Here is an 18,178-nt window from a genome sequence, read left to right as displayed (position 1 = left end):
TGCCTTAAACCTGGGCCGGCTGTCCGATGGTGACGCCGGTGCGGCGGATCTGTTCGCGCAGATTGCCGGGCAGGATCTTGCCATCCTCGCCGATCTGCACCGGCGCGATATAGGGGCCGATCGCACCGACATCATCGGCGATGGACTCCGCGAGCAACGCCCTAGCCTCGTCGGAGTTGCGCACGATCGCGGCTTCCGACAGCTCCGCGGACCAGCCCTTGGCGGCGGTGCGGTAGACCACGATGCCGTCCCAGGTGCGGTTGGCGGTCACGACCGAGGGGCCGGCGATTTTGATCTTCTTCTGTTCGAGCGGGGAGGTCATTCGGCTGCATCCAGGAGGTCAGAGATGATTTGCTTCGGGGTTTTCTTGGAGGTTTGACGGCCAAGCGAGCCGGCATGCCGGACCACGTCGCCGATGATGAGGATGGCGGGACCACCTTGGATCCGCCGTACGAGCTCGGGCAGGTCGCGCAGCGTGCCGATCGCTCCCTGCGCATCGGGCCGCGTGACACGGGCGAACACGCCGACCGGCGTTTCCGGTGAGCGGCCGGCCGCGAACAGGCCGGCGCGCACGGCCGGCGCCGCCGTCATGCCCATGTAGACCACGACGGTCATCCTGGTGTCGGTCAGCGTCGACCAATCCACGTTCTCGGCATCGCGCGCCTTGTGCGCGGTCAGGAAGGTGATGCGGGTCGCTTCATGGCGGTAGGTGAGCGGCACCTCGAAATCGGCGGCGCCGCCGAGCCCTGCGGTGATGCCGGGGATGATCGAATAGGCGATGCCGGCGGCACGCAGAGCTTCGACCTCTTCACCACCGCGGCCGAACACGAAGGGATCGCCGCCCTTCAGCCGCACCACGCGCTGGCCGGCCTGCGCGGCTTCGATCATGCGTTTGTTGATGGCGTCCTGGCCGATGCCGGGCTTGCCGACACGGCGGCCGACCGGCACGCGCGTGGTGTCGCGTCGGATGCGGTCGAGAATCTCGGACGAGACCAGCTCGTCATGGAAGACGATGTCGGCGTCCTGCAGCGCGCGCAGCGCCTTGATGGTGAGGAGATCGGGATCGCCGGGGCCGGCGCCGACCAGCGCGACGGAGCCTTCCGGCTTGCCAGCGCGCGCGAAGTCGGTGGGATCTGAAATGTCCTTGAGCGCCGCGTCTGCGTCCGCCTTGCGGCCGGCGAGCACGGCGGCGCCGATCGGACCGTCGATGATGCGCTCCCAGAAGCGGCGGCGCAGTGGAAACTCGGCGATGCGCTCGTTGATGGATTTGCGGAAGCCGCCGATGAACTCGGCGAGCTCGCCGATGCGGGCGGGCAGCAGCGCCTCGATCTTCTCGCGCACGCGCCGCGCCACCACCGGCGAGGTGCCGCCAGTGCCGACCGCGACCACGACATCGCCGCGATCGACGATCGCCGGGAAGATGAAGCTGGAGTGCTCGAGATCGTCCATGACGTTGACGGGCAGGCCCAGCGCCTTGGCGCGAGCGGACATCGCAACGCCGACGTTGCCGGCACCCGCGCAGACAACGGCGATGACGCCTGAGAGATCGGCCGTGAGCGGATCGCCGCTCGCGATTTCGACGTGCGCCGCGTCCCCGGAGCTGAGGCCGAGGTCATGATTGCCGTCGATCGCATGCACGCGCATGCGCGCGCCGGCGCCGGCGAGCACGCGCAGCTTGGCGCGCAACAGCTCACCCGCGCCGATGAGGACCACCGGGCCGGCCTTGAGATCGAGAAACACCGGCAAGAACCGCATGCGCTACTCGCTTCCCCACAAACGGGGTTGACTGGAATTATTTTCTATATATGTCTCGTTTCGAGCGCGCAAAGAGAAAATTTTTTCTTCTCTTCCGCAGTGCAACTATAGAATTTTCGCCTCCAAACGCAAAGTGGCAGAGATGCATCTTCTCAAGGACGATTCCGCTGCTGATCGGCTGAGCAATCCGGCGCTAGCTGAGCGCGTGCGCGCGCAAGAATTTTCTGCCGAGCTTGCCCCGAGCATGGACCATCTCGACCAGCTCGAAGCGCAGAGCATCTACATCTTCCGTGAGGCCTTTGCCCGGCTGAAGAAGATCGCCCTGTTGTGGTCGCTCGGCAAGGACTCCAACGTCATGATTTGGCTGGCGCGGAAAGCCTTCTTCGGCAAGATGCCGTTCCCCGCCCTTCATGTCGATACCGGCAAGAAGTTTCCGGAGATGTATCGCTTTCGCGATCATTACGGCAAGGAATGGGATCTCGATCTGCGCGTCGAGCCCTGCCCGCCGATCGATGCCGTCGACCCAACGCTGCCGCCGGCCGCCCGTTCCGCCGCGCGCAAGACCGAGGGCCTCAAGATGGCGCTGGCCAAATACGGCTTCGACGGCCTGATCGCCGGCATCCGCCGCGACGAGGAGGCAACGCGCGCCAAGGAGCGCGTGTTCTCCCCGCGCGGGTTGGAGGGCAATTGGGACGTGCGCGACCAGCCGCCGGAATTCTGGGATCATTTCAACGCGTCGCCGCCGCAAGGCGCGCATTTGCGCATCCATCCGATCCTGCATTGGACCGAGGCCGACATCTGGGCCTACACCAAGCGCGAGAACATTCCGATCATCCCGCTGTATCTCGCCAAGGACGGCAAGCGCTATCGCTCGCTGGGTGATCAGGACATCACCAACCCGGTCGCCTCCACGGCGTCCAGCATCGATGAAATCCTGATCGAGCTCGAACAGACCAAGGTGCCGGAGCGCGCCGGACGCGCGCTCGACCACGAGACCGAGGACGCCTTCGAGCGCCTTCGCGTCGCCGGCTATCTCTGATCAAGGACGCGGCCATGAACATGATTGTCACGTCAGCTTCGTCCGCCACGCCGAACGGCACCACGCGTCCCCAGGTGCGCATCGTCATCGTCGGCCATGTCGACCACGGCAAGTCGACGCTGGTCGGCCGCCTCCTGCACGAGACCGGCAGCCTGCCCGAGGGCAAGCTCGACATGCTGAAGGCCGTCAGCGCGCGGCGTGGCATGCCGTTCGAATGGTCGTTCCTGCTCGATGCGCTGCAGACCGAGCGCGACCAGGGCATCACCATCGACACCACGCAGATCCGCTTCCGCACCAATTCGCGCGACATCGTCCTGATCGACGCACCCGGCCACGCCGAGTTCCTGCGCAACATGATCACCGGCGCCTCGCAGGCCGACGGCGCGGTGCTGATCATCGACGCGCTCGAAGGCGTGCGCGACCAGACGAGGCGGCACGGCTATCTCCTGCATCTGCTCGGCGTGAAGCAGGTCGCCGTCGTCGTCAACAAGATGGACCGGGTCGATTTCTCGGACCTGCGCTTCAAGGACATCAGCGACGAGATCTCCGCGCATCTGAACGGCCTCGGCGTGACGCCCACGGCCGTGATCCCGATTTCCGCGCGTGACGGCGACGGCGTTGCGATGCGCACCGGCCGCATCGGCTGGTACAAGGGGCCGACCGTGGTCGAGGCGCTCGATAGGCTCGAGCCGGCGCGGCCGCTGGAAGCGCTGGCGCTGCGGCTGCCGGTGCAGGCGATCTACAAGTTCGACGACCGCCGCATCGTCGCCGGCCGCATCGAATCCGGCAGCCTGCTTGCCGGCGACGAGATCGTGATCATGCCTGCGGGCAAGATCGCCAGGATCAAGACCGTCGAGAGTTGGCCGGTGACGCCGCTGGCCGGACGACAGGGCGCGGGCCGCTCGGTCGGCATCACGCTCGACCGCGAATTGTTCATCGAGCGCGGCGACATCATCGCGCATGCGGGCAGCGCCCCGCGCGAAACGCGGCGGCTGCGCGCGCGCATCTTCTGGCTGCACGACAAGCCGCTTGCCAAGGGTGACCAGATCCTGGTGCGCAGCGGTCCGAAGGAGAGCCGCGCCACCGTCGTCGCCATCGAGAAGGCGGTCGATCCCGGCGAGCTCTCGAGCACCGAGAACAAGGCGATCGCCCGCAACCATGTCGGCGAGATCGACATTTCGCTTTCGAATCCGATCGCCACCGATCCCTACACCGAGAACCCGCGCACCGGCCGTCTCGTGATCGAGGTCGCGGGGCGCATCGCCGGCGGCGGCCTCGTGCTCTCCGTCGATGCCGGCCAGCGCGCCGTGCCGGTCGATATCGTGCCGGTGGAATCGGCACTGCGCCCTGACGAGCGCGCGGCGCGCTACCGCCACAACGGTGCCGTGGTCTGGCTCACCGGCCTGCCGGCCTCCGGCAAGTCGACGCTGGCAAGAGCGCTGGAGCGGCGGCTGTTCACCAATGGCGGCTCGCCGGTTCTGCTCGACGGCGACACGCTGCGCGCCGGGCTCAACAGCGATCTCGGCTTCTCCGCCCCCGATCGCAGCGAGAACATCCGCCGCCTCGCCGAGGTCGCGACGCACCTGGCTCGCAACGGCCATATCGCGATCGTCGCCGCGGTCTCTCCGGCACGCGAGGACCGTGCCACCGCGCGCCGCATCGCCGACACCGCGTTCCGCGAGATCCATGTCGCGACGCCGGCCGATATCTGCGAGGAGCGCGATCCCAAGGGCCATTACAAGAAGGCTCGCGCCGGCGCGCTCGCCTCGTTCACCGGCATCGGCAACGACTACGAGAAGCCTGAGGCGGCGGAGCTGGTGATCGATACGTCGACGCGGACGGTCGCGGAGGCGGCCGACGAGATCGAGCAAATGCTGAAGACCACCGGCGTACTGTTCGACGAGGTCGTCGACCTCGCTGCGAATATTTGAGGCTGCCCTAGTCCCCGCTGTCGTCGCCCGGCTTGGCCGGGCGACCCAGTATTCCAGAGACAGCGTTGGGATACAGAGAAGCCGCGGCGTACTGGATTCCCCGCTTTCGCGGGGAATGACACCAGTGGTGGGGCCTTTCCTCTCTCTTGACATTTTGACAAGCCCCCGGGGGTCTTCTCACCGCCCCGATTTTGGGGCTAATAGACCCTCGAAAGCCGCCCCGCGTGGGCGCATTTTGCTGCTGTCGGGTCAAAAGCAGCCAAAAACAGCCATTTCCAACAAGAAAGCCCATCATGAAACGCGTCGACGCCCACGGATTGAAGATCGCCCCCGTCCTGTTTGACTTCATCGCCAAGGAAGCGGCCCCGAAAACGGGGATCGCGCCGGATGCGTTCTGGGCCGGGCTTGCCGCCATCATCAAGGAACTGGGCCCGAAGAACCGCGAGCTGCTCGCATTCCGCGACACGCTGCAGGCCAAGATCGACGACTGGCACCGCGCCAACAAGGGCAAGGCGTTCGACCTCGATGCCTACACCGCTTTCCTGAAGGAGATCGGCTATCTCGTCCCGGAGCCGGCGACGCAGAAGGTCGAAACCGCTGATGTCGACGAGGAGATCGGCAAGATCTGCGGCCCGCAGCTGGTCGTGCCTCTCACCAACGCGCGCTACGCGCTGAACGCGGCGAACGCGCGCTGGGGCTCGCTCTATGACGCGTTCTACGGCACCGACGCGATTCCGCACGACGCTGCCGAGAGCGGCAAGGGCTACAACAAGGCGCGCGGCGACAAGGTGATCGCCAAGGCCAAGGCGTTCCTCGACGCCGCCGTCCCGCTCGCGACCGGCAGCCACACCGACGTCACCGCCTACAGCGTCGTCGCGGGCCAACTCGCGGTGAAGCTGAAGAGCGGCAATGCCACCGCGCTGAAGAACGCCGCGCAGTTCGCGGGTTTCCAGGGCGATGCAGCCGCGCCGAGCGCGGTGCTGCTCGTCAACAACGGCCTGCATGTCGAGGTCAAGATCGATCGCAGCAGCGCGATCGGCAAGGACGATCCGGCCGGCGTCGCCGACATGATCATGGAGGCCGCGGTCTCCACCATTCTCGACATGGAAGACTCGGTCGCCGCGGTCGACGCCGAGGACAAGGTGCTGGTCTATCGCAACACGCTCGGCCTGATGAACGGCACGCTCTCGGCCGATTTCGAGAAAGGCGGCAAGACGCTGACGCGCTCGCTCAACGCCGACCGCAGCTACAAGACGCCGGACGGCAAGGGCGAGGTCAAGCTGCACGGCCGCAGCCTGCTGTTGATGCGCAATTGCGGTCACCACATGTTCACCGACGCGGTGCTGGACGAGAAGGGCGAGGAGATTCCGGAAGGCCTGTTAGACGCCGCCGTCTCCGGCCTGCTCGCCATTCACGACCTCAAGGGCAACTCCAAGGTCAGGAACAGCCGCACCGGATCTGCCTATATCGTCAAGCCGAAGATGCACGGCCCCGACGAGGTGTCGCTGACCTGCGAGATCTTCGACCGCGTCGAGAAGATGCTCGGCCTGCCCGAAAACACGCTGAAGGTCGGCATCATGGATGAGGAACGGCGCACCACCGTCAACCTCAAGGCCTGCATCCAGCGCGCCTCCAAGCGCATCATGTTCATCAATACCGGCTTCCTCGACCGCACCGGCGACGAGATCCACACCTCGATGGAAGCGGGTCCGATGATCCGCAAGAACGAGATGAAGGCGCAAGCCTGGATCAAGGCCTATGAGGACTGGAACGTCGACATGGGCCTGACCTGCGGCCTTCCCGGCCACGCCCAGATCGGCAAGGGCATGTGGGCCGCGCCGGACAAGATGGCGGACATGCTGGCGCAGAAGCTCGGCCATCCGCAGGCCGGCGCCACCACCGCCTGGGTGCCATCGCCGACGGCGGCGACGCTGCACGCGCTGCACTACCATCAGGTCAACGTGATCGCGCGCCAGGAGGAGCTCGCCAAAGGCGGACCGCGCGCAAAACTGTCCGACATCCTCACCATCCCGGTGTCGAAGTCGAACTGGGCACCGGATGACGTCAAGCAGGAGATCGACAACAACTGCCAGGGCATCCTCGGCTATGTCGTGCGCTGGATCGACCAGGGCGTCGGCTGCTCCAAGGTGCCAGACATCCACGATGTCGGCCTGATGGAAGACCGCGCCACCTTGCGCATTTCCAGCCAGCATCTCGCCAACTGGCTGCATCAGGGCGTCATCACAGAGACGCAGGTGATGGAATCGCTCAAGCGCATGGCCGTCGTCGTCGACAAGCAGAACGCGGGCGATCCCATCTACAAGCCGATGGCGCCCGCCTTCGGCGGCGTAGCCTTCAAGGCGGCCTGCGACCTCATCTTCAAGGGGCGCGAGCAGCCGAACGGCTACACCGAATACATCCTCACCGCCCGCCGCCGCGAGGCGAAAGCGGCGGGCTGAGCTCCGCCAGAGAACTTCAAAAGCCCCGGCTCACGCCGGGGCTTTTTTGTAGGCGAAACGCCGCGGCGGGCCGCGGAACGGCTGCACCGTGGACTGCGTTGTACGGCCATCAACCAACGGGAGACGGTCATGGACTGGAATCGGATCGAAGGAAACTGGAAGCAATTCAAGGGCTCGGCCAAGGAGAAATGGGCCAAGCTCACCGATGACGACCTCCAATTGATCGAGGGTCGGCGCGAGCAGCTCGAAGGCCGGCTCCAGGAACGCTACGGCAAGGCCAAGGACCAGGTTCGTCAGGACGTCGACGACTGGCTCAAGGGGCTGCACTAAAGCAGCACAAACGAAGCCCCGGCTTGCGCCGGGGCTTTTGTTTTGAGGTGTAGCCCGGATGAGCGAAGCGATATCCGGGAAGACGCAACAAGGTCCCGGATATCGCTTCGCTCATCCGGGCTACGATACCTTCGCTAGAATACCGCCAGATACTTCAGCAACGACACGATGCCGATGATGATGACAACCACGCGCGCGATCTGCTTGGCGCGGCCGTCCAACGGCAGCATGTTGATGAGATAGAGCACGAGAATGACGACGAGAAAGGTAACGAGTACGCCAACCAGCATTGCAGGACCCCCTTCAGGCAAATTGTGCCACGGTTCTTAACGCGCTGCACTCTGGTCGGTTCCACATCTGCAACCCACTGAAATCTCTCGCGAAATTCCAACGACCGGACGAGCCACCCACGATTTCGTTCTTCCAGATGTGGACCCGCGAGCGCTCGCGGCGAGCTTGTCCGGAGACCACTGCCGATGGGGCGATAGTCTGCTTCGTTGCGGCAACCTTACTCCTTCGCCACCACGGGGACCTGGCGGAATTTGGCGCGCACCGAGTCCGGCAGCGGCGAAAAATTCATCGCGACGCCGCGGCGGTCGTTGGCGTTGCGGCTGGCGACCACGAGGCCGCCCGCGCCGGCGACGATGTCGCCCTTGCGCAGGGTGGGATCGTCCTCGATCTTGACCGACGCGAGGCCGGCCGGGTCCTTGCCGTTGCAGGTGCACCCCGCGACGATCTCGTTACGATAGCGGAACGCGTTCGGCAGGTCGGAATAGGACTTCCCGTTCTCCGTCGTGGCGTCGTCGATATTGCTGCCGTAGACCAGCGAGGTTTCCGAGGCCGGGCAGAAGCTCTTGCAGGACTGCGCCTTGCTCGCGGCATCGGTGCCTTGCGCCGGGAAGTAGCGGCCGTCGCAGCCGCGCACGCAATAGGCCGTGCCGGCGCCATAGGAGGACCGCCGCGGCGCGTCGTAGCGCGGCACGTCTTCGTTCGGGAACGGCATCCGGATCTCCGGCGGCGGCCGCATCCGGAAGCCGCCGAACAATGCCGAGAAGAAATCCTCCGCATGCGCCGATGGTGCCGACGCCAGACCGGCGGAGACAACGATCAATATCGCCGTACCGCCAGCCAATTTGCCAAACAGGCGCCTGCTCATACGACCTCGCTCACTCTCAGTTCACGGCCGACGTCGTGATGTTCAACGCCTGGCGGCCGGTGGGCAGCGTGCTCACGGCCGGGCGCTTTCGCACGGGATCTGCGCCTTTGGCCATCAACGGCGCATTCTTCGGCAGCACCACGACCTTGGCGCCGACATTGACCCGGTTGAACAGGTCGATGACGTCCTCGTTGGTCATGCGGATGCAGCCGGACGACACGAACTTGCCGATGGTGGAGGGATCGTTGGTGCCGTGGATGCGGTATTCGCTGGAGCCGAGATACATCGCACGCGCGCCGAGCGGATTGCCGGGGCCGCCGGCGACGAAGCGCGGCAGATAGGGCTGGCGCGCGATCATCGCGGTCGGCGGATGCCAGTCCGGCCATTCCGCCTTGCGGCTCACGCTCTGCACGCCCGACCAGGTGAAGCCCTCGCGGCCGACGCCGACGCCGTAGCGGATCGCGCGGCCGTTGCCGAGCACGTAGTAGAGATAGGTGTTGTTGGTGTCGATGACGATGGTACCGGCCGGCTCGCTCCTGTCGAAGCTGACGATCTGCTTGCGCAGGCGGTCGGGCAACCGGGCGTCCTCGTCGGCGGGTTGCGGCGCCTCGTTGACGTCGGCTTGGGAGTAACCTTGGGAGTAACCCTGGTCCTGCGGATAGGCCTGCGGCTGCATTGGAGCATAGCCGAAGCTTTGCGCGCTCGCGCCACCACAGGTTACCGCGAGAAAGGCAGTAGCGAGCGCGAACGCGGCGACAGCGCGCGGCGCGGAGCTGCGGCGAACTACAGAAAACTTTGTCATGTGCTGCCCCGTTGGATGTCTGCATCAGGGTGACGCAGCTAGTCCAAGCAACGCAGCGGTGCCGATTCGAGTTCCACCGCAGGCTGCGGCAGCTTGGTCACAGTCAAGCGAGCACGTCTTCACGAAGCTGCGATGGAACTCGCGCTTCCTCCGCAACGTTATGGAATGGGCGCGCGGATCGCTAGCCTTCCATGCGGGAGATATGTTGTGCGCGTCCTTCCCGGCGAACGCCTGATGTCCGGAAACAACGAAGGCGAACCGCTCCCTGAGAGCCGTGGCGAGCTGCCGCCGGTGGTCCGCCGCACCGAGTTCGTCGCTTTCGCGCTCGCGGGCCTGCTGCTGATTGCGGTCGTCACCGTTCTCTATGTCGGAAGGGCGTTCTTCCTGCCCGTGGTGATGGCCTTCGTCACCGGCACCATGCTGTCGCCGGCGGCGAACTTCCTGGAGCAGTACAAGGTGCCGCGGGGGCTCGGTGCTGTCCTGATCGTGATCGCGGGGACGACGGTGGTCGCCTTCGTCGTCGCCCTGATCGCCTCACCCGTGATGGAGTGGAGCACGCGCCTGCCGGAGCTCGGCGCTCAATTGAAGGATAAACTGCACGTATTCAACCGGCCGCTGGCGCTGTGGCGAGAGCTGCAGGGCATGATCGGCGGCTCGGAGGGCTTCCCCAGCATTGAGATGCCCAAGGTCGAATGGGTACAACCCACGCTGGAATTCCTCTCGCCGACCTTTACCGAATTCCTGCTGTTCTTCGTCACCCTCATTCTGTTCATCGCGAGCTGGCGCGACCTGCGGCGAGCCATGATCATGACATTCAGCGATCGCGACGCGCGCCTGCGTACCCTTCGCATTCTCAACGAGATCGAGGTTCATCTCGGCAACTACCTCCTGACCGTCACCCTGATCAATGTGGGCGTCGGCATCGGCACCGGCCTTATCTGCGCGCTCACCGGCATGCCCAATCCGGCCGGGCTCGGCGCGCTGGCGGCAACGCTCAATTTCATCCCGATCATCGGGCCGGTCGCGATGTTCGTGGTGCTGGTCGTGGTAGGGCTGGTCGCCTTCCCCACCATCGGCGGCGGCCTCATGGCCGCGCTCGCCTTCGGCGGGCTCACCTTCCTGGAGGGGCACTTCATCACGCCGACCATCATCGGCCGGCGACTGGCGCTCAATGCACTTGCGGTCCTGCTGGCGCTGGCCTTCTGGACCTGGATGTGGGGCCCCATGGGCGCGTTCCTGTCATCACCGCTTCTGATCATGGCCCTGATCCTCAAGGAGCATCTGCTGCCGACGGACGCGCCGCATCTGCCGCAGGCCTGACTGGTTTCCCTGACGGAACTTCCCCGACGACGAAACGTTCTCCGGCTATCCCAGCCGTCAACAGTTTGGAGCTCCCGATGTCCACGCCCAATGCCGAAGCCGGGATGAAAGACTGGACCGACAAAGCCACCCGAGAACGTCTCGAGAAGGATGTAGCAGCCGTGAAAAGCGATATCGCCGCCCTCACCGACCAGATCACCGACGCGCTCAATACTTTCGCCAACTCCACCGGCAAGCAGGCTCGCCGCGGCTATCGCCAGGCGCGCGAAAACGTGGATTCCGCAATGGACGACATGTCCGAGCGCGGCAGCGCGATGATGGAAGCTGCGCAAGATGCCTACGGCTCGATCGAGGAGACGCTGGAAGAGGCGATCACGCAGCGACCGCTCGCGACCGTCGGACTGGCGCTCGGCATCGGCTTCCTGATTGGCGTCGCCTGGCGCCGGTAAGATTGCGGAACGGATGCTGAGACGGCGGCGCTGCCGCGCCGCCGATGTCGGCTTGTGACGTTTCGGCTTGTGGGGGATTTGAGGAGCAAGGCCATGTTTCAGCGCATCATCGACGGGATCAGCGCATCCACCGGCACGACAATTCGGCTGACCTCCCTTGCCGCCGGCGCGGCCTTTGCGCTGTTGGTGACGACAGGCTTCCTATGTGCCGCCGTCTTCATCTCGGTCCTGGAGGCATATGGTCCGGTGCAGGCCTGCCTGGCCGGCGCGGGCATCTTCTTCCTGCTGACCCTGGCGGCGGCAGGCTCCTATTGGGGCTACAAGCGCGAGGTGCAGAAGCGTGCCCAGATCGCGGCCGAGCGCGCCGCGAAGTCGGCAGCGCAGAGCATGCTTGCGGATCCGATGCTCCTCGCCACCGGACTCCAGATCGTTCGCGCCATCGGGATGAAGCGGCTGTTGCCGATCCTGGCGATCGGTGGCGTCGCCCTCGGCATCCTGGCGAGCCGCGCCGGTGTGCCCGACGAGGTGTCGGCTGAACCTGCCGAGTAGCGGCTGGAGCCGGTCAGAAAATTTCGTCGTAAGTCCTGCGATCGCATCTATCGGCATTTGATAGAGACCACGCCGCGCAATTTTGCACCAACCGGTGCAAACCGGCCTCACTCACGCAAACGCTACTCGGACAGGCAGGAGGTTGCCGCTAAAAGCATCATCCTGATTCCCAAAGCTATTTTACTCAATGAAAGCGTCCGTCAAGGCGAACCTCGCCGCATTCCATCACGACGCCCGGCTGTATTTGACGCTCGGCATCGCCAACTGGTCGATCTTCGTCGACCACATTCCGAACAACGTCGTCAACTTGCTGACACTGCGCAACTTCGGCTTCAGCGGTGCGGCGGACCTGTTCGTGTTCGTGGTTGGCTATGGCGTCGCCATCATACACGGCAGGATGTCGCTTGAGCGCGGCTACCTGGTCGCGGCGACGCGAATCTTTCGCCGCGTCTGGCGGCTATACGCCGCCTATGTCGTGCTGTTCGTGATCTATATCGACGCCATCGCCTATGTCGCCTCGCAATCGATGGCGCCGGAGATCATCCACGAATACAACATCTCGGGGATTCTCGAGCACCCGCTGCGGATCCTGATTGGCGGCCTCGTGCTCCAGGAGGAGCCGCTGAACCTCGACCTTCTGCAGCTGATGATTCCTCTGATGGCCCTCTTTCCGTTCGCGCTGTGGGGTCTGTTGCGACAGCCGAACGTGACGCTTGCGGCATCGGTCGCGCTTTATCTTGCCGCACGCTGGTTCGAGTGGAATTTTCGGGTCTCTCCGGACCAGGAGTGGACCTTCAATCCGCTCTGCTGGCAGATGCTGATGGTGCTGGGCGGATGGTTCGCCGTCACCGGCGCACCGGGGCGGGCGCTACGCGACCTTCCCTGGCTGCGGCTACTCGCGGGGAGCTATCTCGTTTTCGCGATGGCGGTCACCCTGTTGCGCCATTCGCCGGAACTGTCCGCCTATCTGCCCGGCCTGCTTCTCGAGAGCATCGCGCCGACCGACAAGGAGAATCTCGCGCCTTATCGCGTGGTTCACTTCCTCGCGCTCGCATTGCTCGCGACCCATCTGGTTCCAGCCGATCACCCCGGCCTGCGATTGAAGCCGCTTCAGGCGGTCATACGATGCGGCGAGGAATGGCTCGCCGTGTTCTGCGTCGGCGTGTTCCTGTCCTTTGCCGGCCATCTCATCCTGATCACCGGCCCCAATCTGGTGGCGATGCAGATCGTAGTGAGCATCATCGGCTTCGCCGCGATGACCGCCGTCGCCTACTACGTCGCCTGGTCGAAGCGGCAGGACATGCCTGCCGCCCTGAGGCAGCAGGCCTAGTCGTAAAATCGTGCGATTCTGCTAGGCCGAAGGCCATGGCTGCGCTATGCCGAAAGTCTGCGTGAGGAGACCGGGCGTGGCGATGGGGAAAGGCGGGGGTGACGAGGCTGACAGCGCGCCCCGGCGCGGCCGGCCGAGGTCAATCGAGACCAGCAACGCCATTCTCGAGAGCGCCTATGCGCTGATGGCCTCCACCGGCCTTGCCGCCACCACCATCGACGCGGTCGCGCGCCATTCCAGCGTCTCCAAGATGACGATCTACAAATGGTGGCCGTCCCGCGAGGCGCTTTTGATCGACGCCTTTCTCCACCACGCCGCGCAGATGCTGCCGCTGCCGCCGGCGAGTTCCGGCAGCCCCGCGGCGCGCGCGCGCCGCCATGCCGCGGCCTATGCCGAAGCGCTCCAGGGCGAGTTCGGCAAGGTCCAGCTCGCCGTCATCTCCGAATGCATCTCGAAGACCGGCTCGGCGGAGCTGTTCTACGCGCGCTACCTGCAATTCCGCCGCGACGCGCTCGTCGCGATGATCGCCGCGGGCCAGCAGGATGGCAGCATTCTGGCTGAGGGGCTTCCCGAGGATCTCTACGATGCGATCTATGGTAGCCTGTTCTATCGCTACGTCTTCGGCATCACGCCGGTCACGCCGGCTTACGCGCGCAGCCTCGTCGATCTCGTGTTGCGGCCGAAGGGTTAGCTGCGCACGGGCCTGACCGGCGCCGAGATCTTGTCCGTGCGGTCGCGCTCGGTCATGTCGACCACCGTCTCCATCGGGGCGGTCAATTCATAGACGTAGGAGACGTCGGTGAAGAAGCGCTTGGCGGTGCCCCCTAGCGCCTCGGGCGCGACGCGGTCGAGCAAGATCAGGCCGAAATCGGAATCCGGCCGGCGCGTCGCCTCGCTGGTGTTGAACTCCTCCCAGCGGAAATGGAAGACCTCGTTGCCCTCCTCTCCCGTCACCGTCCAGTTGGCGGTGATGTGCGGGTGCTTTCCAACCAGCGACAGGCCCTCGTCGGAATGCGAGGCCAGCTCGAAGAACAGTAGCGACAGGCTCTGCGCCGCGCGTGCGCTGACCGCGATATCAGGACCGGTGACAGCGATGCGGTCGGCATGCGGGATGGCGCGCGCCTCGAACAGGCCCTTCAGCTTGACGCCCTGCCACTGGCTCTCGCTGAGCAGCGAGACCACGTTGGACATGGCGTGGATGCGCCCGATCAGCAGCTCGCGCGCGCTGTCGATGTCCGAGCCGTGGCGCAAGGTGCGCGTCACGATCGACTGGATCACCGCCAAGATGTTCTTGACGCGGTGGTTGAGCTCGTCGATGACCGCAGTCAGCCGGCGCTCGAACCCGATCCTAACCTGGATCTCCCGGCTGAGTCGCAGATTGTTGTAGGCGACATAGCCGAACAGGCCGCACACCATTGCCGTGATCGCAAAGCCGATCGCCGCCACGATGATGGCGGTCTGCTCGGCACGACGGACCGAGTTGGTTTTCGCGTAATAGCTGAGCTGCCAGTCACGCCCACCGAAGCTCACGGTGCGCGTCGCCGACGGCGCCGGCCCGTCCGCTGCAACCCTGCGCGTCGAGACCACGCCCTGATCGTTGGCGATCAGCTCGCCGCCTTCCTTGCGCGGATCCCTCAGCGCGACCGCGAACAACGACATATCATCGTTGGTGAGCATCAGCGTGGCGAGCTCGTAGGAGAATGTGACGAAGCCGGCCGGCTCCGTTGCGCCCTCGGGAATGACGGGCGCGGCCACAATGATACCGATCGCGCCGTTCCCGCTGATCAACGGCACCGGGTCCGAGGCAACCGACCTCTTCTCGGCGCGCGCACGCGTCAGCATGGCACTGCGAACCGGATCCTGATCGTAGCTGCGGCCGGGCAGCGTTTTGGTCTCGTTGCTGCGTGGCTCGAGGTCCATCAGCACGTCGATCGGCTGGGTGATTTCGGCCGGATTGATCGGCTTGTCGTCGTAGGACCGAATCTGCGGATTTGGGAAGCCGGCGCCGGCGATGGCGGCCTGCGCCGCCGCGAGCTCGTCCGGCTTCAGCCGGGCGATCCAGCCGGCCACCACGAAATCGGTCTTGAAGGCGTAGATTGCCGAGCGCAGCGGCTCCAGCATGTTCGGCTTGATCACGGATGGCGTGCGGAACAGGCCTGAGGCGACACGCGCGAGCAGCTCCCGCTCGGTGAGGCGGTCCTGAACCAGGCTCGCATGAACGTCGATCGCGCGCGCGAGCGCGATCCGATCCAGCGCCAGCTCCTGGTCATGGACGCGATAGGCTGCAAGCCCGGAGAGCAAGGCCCCGAGCAAAGCGATGAAGCCGATGATGAAACCGAGCCTGACCACGCGATTACTCAGGCGAAAGCAGGAGGTCGGCAATAAACACGGAGCATATGAACGCCGCTCGAACGGCCATCTGCCGAGACAGGGTAGACCCCAGTGGCGGAGATAATGGAGGAGGAGGCATCAGTACGCAACTTGGGTCGCCTGAAAAGCTTAATCCGCCCGGCCGATGGGCTGGCAGGGATGGATCTGCCCCGGGCGCCGGAGGTAGTTAATCGCCGTGTCCGAAATTTGTTCCGCGGTTACGGCGCCGCCCAAACGTTAACGGCGAGGAAATGCCTGCGCCAAGTGGTCGCGTCCCGTCAGCCCGGCCGTTTCAGGCCGCCTTTGGCTTCGATGAAGCCGACGATCCGGTCGAGCCCCTCGCTTTTCTTCAGGTTGGTCATGACGAAAGGACGCTCGCCGCGCATGCGCCTGGCGTCCGTCTCCATCTTCTCCAGGGAGGCGCCCACATGGGGCGCGAGGTCGATCTTGTTGATGATCAGGAGGTCCGACCGGGTGATGCCGGGGCCGCCCTTGGATGGGATCTTGTCGCCGGCGGCAACGTCGATGACGTAAATGGTGAGATCGGCCAGCTCTGGGGAAAAAGTAGCAGCGAGATTGTCACCGCCGGACTCGATCAGCACGAGATCAAGTCCGGGAAACTTGGCGCGCATGTCCGCGACCGCGGCGAGGTTCATCGAGGCGTCCTCGCGGATCGCGGTGTGCGGGCAACCTCCGGTCTCTACGCCGGCGATGCGATCCGGCGTCAGCGATCCCGAACGCACGAGGAACTCCGCATCCCATTTGGTGTAGATGTCGTTGGTGATCGCCGCAATGTCATAGCGCTCGCGCATGGTCTTGCAGAGCAGGTCCATCAGCGCAGTCTTGCCCGACCCGACCGGGCCGCCGACACCGACGCGCAAGGGGCCGTGAGATTTCGACATGTGATTCGCTCTCTCTCGATTGGTTGAAGCCGCGCCGGTCACGAGCGAAACAGCCGCGTGTACTGCGTCTCGTGCCGCAAGCTGGCGAGATCGGCCCGGAACGTCGCGCTGCCGAGATCGTCCAATGCCGCGTTCAGCGCACGATTGGCGGTCGCGGCGACGGCGGCTTCCAGCCTGACCAGCACGCGCTGGCTATCGGTCTGGCCGAGCGGAATGAGCCGGCTGGCCGCCGAGATCCAGTTCGAGACCAGCGCATGCAGAAAGGCGTGCAACGTCGGCGCCAGCGGCACGGCGTGCTGAGCTGCGACGACACCGACGGCGACCGGATAGACCGGTGGCGTGCTGCATGCCGCAATCACGGCATCCAGTCCGTCGGCATTCCACGCGGCGCGGGCGATGTCGATGAAGGCGCGGCCCTGTGAGGCCGTCTCCAGCTGCCGCTCGCGCGACGGCACGAAGGCGGCGGCGAGCTCGGCGATCTCGTTCAAAGCGGCGGTCTCGCCCGCTTCCGCCGCGCGATAGGCGTGGACCAGAAACGTCGCGTCACAAAAGCCGGAGCCGTCGCCGAGCATCGCGTCGAGCCAATCCGCAAGCGAGGCGGTGTCGGTGATGTCGCCCGCCTCGACGGCCCATTCGAGACCGCTGGAATAAGAGAAGCCGCCGACCGGGAACGCCGGCGACAGCCAGGTCATCAGCCGGTACAGCGCCGCCGCCTCGCCTTCGGCAAGGGCGCCGGCGCCGACCGGCTCATTTGTGGTCATGAGCATGCTTGTGGCCGTGGTGATGGTCGGGGTGGTCGCAGTGCTCATCGTGGTGATGGTGGTGACCGTGGCCATGATCATGCGCGGCATGATCATGACCGTGGTGGCCGTAATCATGGTGATGATGGCTGTGATCGTGATGCGCATGGTCATCGTGCCCATGCGCGTGGCCGGCATCGGCATAGGCCCCGCCTTCGGGATCGAACGGCGCCTCGATCTCGATCACGCGCGCGCCGAGGCCCTTCACCATGGCCTCGATGACATGGTCGCGGCGGATGCGCAGGGCCTTGGCCATGATCTGCGTCGGCAGATGGCGATTGCCGAGATGCCAGCCGACCCGGATGAGGTGGTGCGGATCGCGGCCGCGGATCTCCAGCAGCGGCTCGGGCGCCGCGACGACTTCGATCAGCCGGCCGTCCTCCAGCACCAGCGCGTCGCCGCCGCGCAAAGCGACGGCATGCTCCAGGTCGAGCAGGAATTCGAGCCCCCGCGTGCCCGTCATCGCCATGCGCCGACGGTGCCGATCGTCGAAATCGAGCACGACCGTATCGGCTGGCGCTTCCGTGAAGCAGTGCTGTCCCCTGACCTGCGTCGCCCGGATCATCCGTTTACCCCGCTACCGCGTTTCGACCTTCTCGGGCGTGATCACTTCGATCTTCGGCGGCGCCGTGAAGCACTTCACCGCGACGCGGCCGAACGTCTTCATGTGCTCCATGCCCCGATGCGGCACCAGCGCCTCGGCATTCTCCCACTGCTCGACGAACACCATTTTGCTGGGATCGGTGACGCTCTCGTGCAGATCATAGGCGATATTGCCGGGCTCCTTCCGGGTCTCCTTGATGCAGGCGGTGGCGGCTGCAATGAATTCGGCGCGCGTTTCGGGCTTGATGGTCAAGGTGGCAACGACGTAGATCACGAGAAATCCTCCCGGCTTTTCTTCTGGCTTCAGATACCGGGCGGGACATTAGACCAGGCGGGATCGAACGCAAAACCGAAAAACCACCCGAACATGCTCCAGCGGCATG

General features: G+C 65.0%; 19 protein-coding genes. 9 read left to right on the top strand and 10 right to left on the bottom strand.

Going from position 1 to position 18,178, the window contains the following annotated elements; all coding sequences use genetic code 11:
* Positions 1-4 precede the first annotated feature (4 nt).
* On the bottom strand, positions 5-322 hold the full coding sequence (locus EDE08_RS28415; RefSeq protein ID WP_028178414.1) for a DUF2849 domain-containing protein: 318 nt from the start codon (positions 320-322) through the stop codon (positions 5-7).
* Positions 319-1,755 carry a siroheme synthase CysG gene (cysG, locus tag EDE08_RS28410; protein ID WP_131871943.1) on the bottom strand — a complete coding sequence of 479 codons (1,437 nt, stop codon included), beginning with the start codon at positions 1,753-1,755 and terminating at the stop codon, positions 319-321. The genes EDE08_RS28415 and cysG overlap by 4 nt, the downstream gene beginning before the upstream one ends.
* Positions 1,756-1,999: 244 nt before the next feature.
* On the opposite strand from cysG, the gene cysD reads away from it, so the two are divergent.
* From cysD to EDE08_RS28390, 4 genes are all read left to right on the top strand, one after another.
* On the top strand, positions 2,000-2,794 hold the full coding sequence (cysD, locus tag EDE08_RS28405; RefSeq protein ID WP_131872081.1) for a sulfate adenylyltransferase subunit CysD: 795 nt from the start codon (positions 2,000-2,002) through the stop codon (positions 2,792-2,794).
* A gap of 14 nt (positions 2,795-2,808) precedes the next feature.
* Complete coding sequence (cysC, locus tag EDE08_RS28400) at positions 2,809-4,725, top strand: adenylyl-sulfate kinase (RefSeq protein ID WP_131871944.1); 1,917 nt, start codon at positions 2,809-2,811, stop codon at positions 4,723-4,725.
* Between the two features lie 293 nt (positions 4,726-5,018).
* Entirely contained in the window at positions 5,019-7,184 is a 2,166-nt protein-coding gene (locus EDE08_RS28395) for a malate synthase G (protein WP_131871945.1), read from the top strand.
* A gap of 129 nt (positions 7,185-7,313) precedes the next feature.
* Positions 7,314-7,514, top strand: coding sequence for a CsbD family protein (locus EDE08_RS28390; RefSeq protein ID WP_061880957.1), 201 nt, complete (start codon positions 7,314-7,316; stop codon positions 7,512-7,514).
* 134 nt (positions 7,515-7,648) lie between these two features.
* Here the strand turns inward: EDE08_RS28390 and EDE08_RS28385 are convergent, their stop codons facing one another.
* The 3 genes from EDE08_RS28385 to EDE08_RS28375 all read right to left on the bottom strand — a co-directional run bounded on the left by EDE08_RS28385 (position 7,649) and on the right by EDE08_RS28375 (position 9,472).
* A complete protein-coding gene (locus EDE08_RS28385) occupies positions 7,649-7,804 on the bottom strand; it encodes a Thivi_2564 family membrane protein (RefSeq protein ID WP_061880958.1) in 156 nt (51 codons plus the stop codon).
* A 218-nt stretch (positions 7,805-8,022) separates the two neighbouring features.
* Positions 8,023-8,670: a DUF2865 domain-containing protein gene (locus tag EDE08_RS28380; RefSeq protein WP_131871946.1), complete on the bottom strand. Its 648-nt coding sequence runs from the start codon at positions 8,668-8,670 to the stop codon at positions 8,023-8,025.
* Positions 8,671-8,686: 16 nt separating this feature from the next.
* Positions 8,687-9,472, bottom strand: coding sequence for a L,D-transpeptidase (locus tag EDE08_RS28375; RefSeq protein WP_131871947.1), 786 nt, complete (start codon positions 9,470-9,472; stop codon positions 8,687-8,689).
* A gap of 207 nt (positions 9,473-9,679) precedes the next feature.
* Here EDE08_RS28375 and EDE08_RS28370 point away from each other — a divergent pair, with 207 nt between their 5' ends.
* From EDE08_RS28370 to EDE08_RS28350, 5 genes are all read left to right on the top strand, one after another.
* Positions 9,680-10,792 (top strand): AI-2E family transporter, encoded by a 1,113-nt coding sequence (locus EDE08_RS28370; protein WP_165936236.1) that lies wholly within the window; start codon positions 9,680-9,682, stop codon positions 10,790-10,792.
* 77 nt (positions 10,793-10,869) lie between these two features.
* Positions 10,870-11,241: an ElaB/YgaM/YqjD family protein gene (locus EDE08_RS28365; protein WP_131871948.1), complete on the top strand. Its 372-nt coding sequence runs from the start codon at positions 10,870-10,872 to the stop codon at positions 11,239-11,241.
* A gap of 93 nt (positions 11,242-11,334) precedes the next feature.
* A complete protein-coding gene (locus EDE08_RS28360; protein ID WP_165936235.1) occupies positions 11,335-11,790 on the top strand; it encodes a hypothetical protein in 456 nt (151 codons plus the stop codon).
* A gap of 187 nt (positions 11,791-11,977) precedes the next feature.
* Positions 11,978-13,120, top strand: a complete 1,143-nt coding sequence (locus EDE08_RS28355) for an OpgC domain-containing protein (protein ID WP_131871949.1) — start codon at positions 11,978-11,980, stop codon at positions 13,118-13,120.
* Positions 13,121-13,202: 82 nt separating this feature from the next.
* The gene (locus EDE08_RS28350; protein WP_165936243.1) at positions 13,203-13,811 is read left to right on the top strand and encodes a TetR/AcrR family transcriptional regulator; all 609 of its coding nucleotides are present in this window, start codon (positions 13,203-13,205) and stop codon (positions 13,809-13,811) included.
* Here the strand turns inward: EDE08_RS28350 and EDE08_RS28345 are convergent.
* From EDE08_RS28345 to EDE08_RS28325, 5 genes are all read right to left on the bottom strand, one after another.
* Positions 13,808-15,469: a CHASE domain-containing protein gene (locus tag EDE08_RS28345; RefSeq protein ID WP_131871951.1), complete on the bottom strand. Its 1,662-nt coding sequence runs from the start codon at positions 15,467-15,469 to the stop codon at positions 13,808-13,810. The two genes, EDE08_RS28350 and EDE08_RS28345, sit on opposite strands and share 4 nt — an antisense overlap.
* Positions 15,470-15,768: 299 nt before the next feature.
* Positions 15,769-16,392 (bottom strand): urease accessory protein UreG, encoded by a 624-nt coding sequence (ureG, locus tag EDE08_RS28340; protein WP_131871952.1) that lies wholly within the window; start codon positions 16,390-16,392, stop codon positions 15,769-15,771.
* Positions 16,393-16,430: 38 nt separating this feature from the next.
* Positions 16,431-17,159 (bottom strand): urease accessory protein UreF, encoded by a 729-nt coding sequence (locus EDE08_RS28335; RefSeq protein ID WP_131871953.1) that lies wholly within the window; start codon positions 17,157-17,159, stop codon positions 16,431-16,433.
* Positions 17,140-17,757 (bottom strand): urease accessory protein UreE, encoded by a 618-nt coding sequence (ureE, locus tag EDE08_RS28330; protein WP_131871954.1) that lies wholly within the window; start codon positions 17,755-17,757, stop codon positions 17,140-17,142. Before ureE ends, EDE08_RS28335 begins: the two co-directional genes overlap by 20 nt.
* 12 nt (positions 17,758-17,769) lie before the next feature.
* On the bottom strand, positions 17,770-18,069 hold the full coding sequence (locus tag EDE08_RS28325) for a putative quinol monooxygenase (protein ID WP_027573733.1): 300 nt from the start codon (positions 18,067-18,069) through the stop codon (positions 17,770-17,772).
* Positions 18,070-18,178 lie beyond the last annotated feature (109 nt).

Source organism: Bradyrhizobium sp. R2.2-H (assembly GCF_004346455.1).
Lineage (GTDB): Bacteria > Pseudomonadota > Alphaproteobacteria > Rhizobiales > Xanthobacteraceae > Bradyrhizobium > Bradyrhizobium diversitatis.
This window is presented reverse-complemented; position numbering and strand designations above follow the sequence as displayed.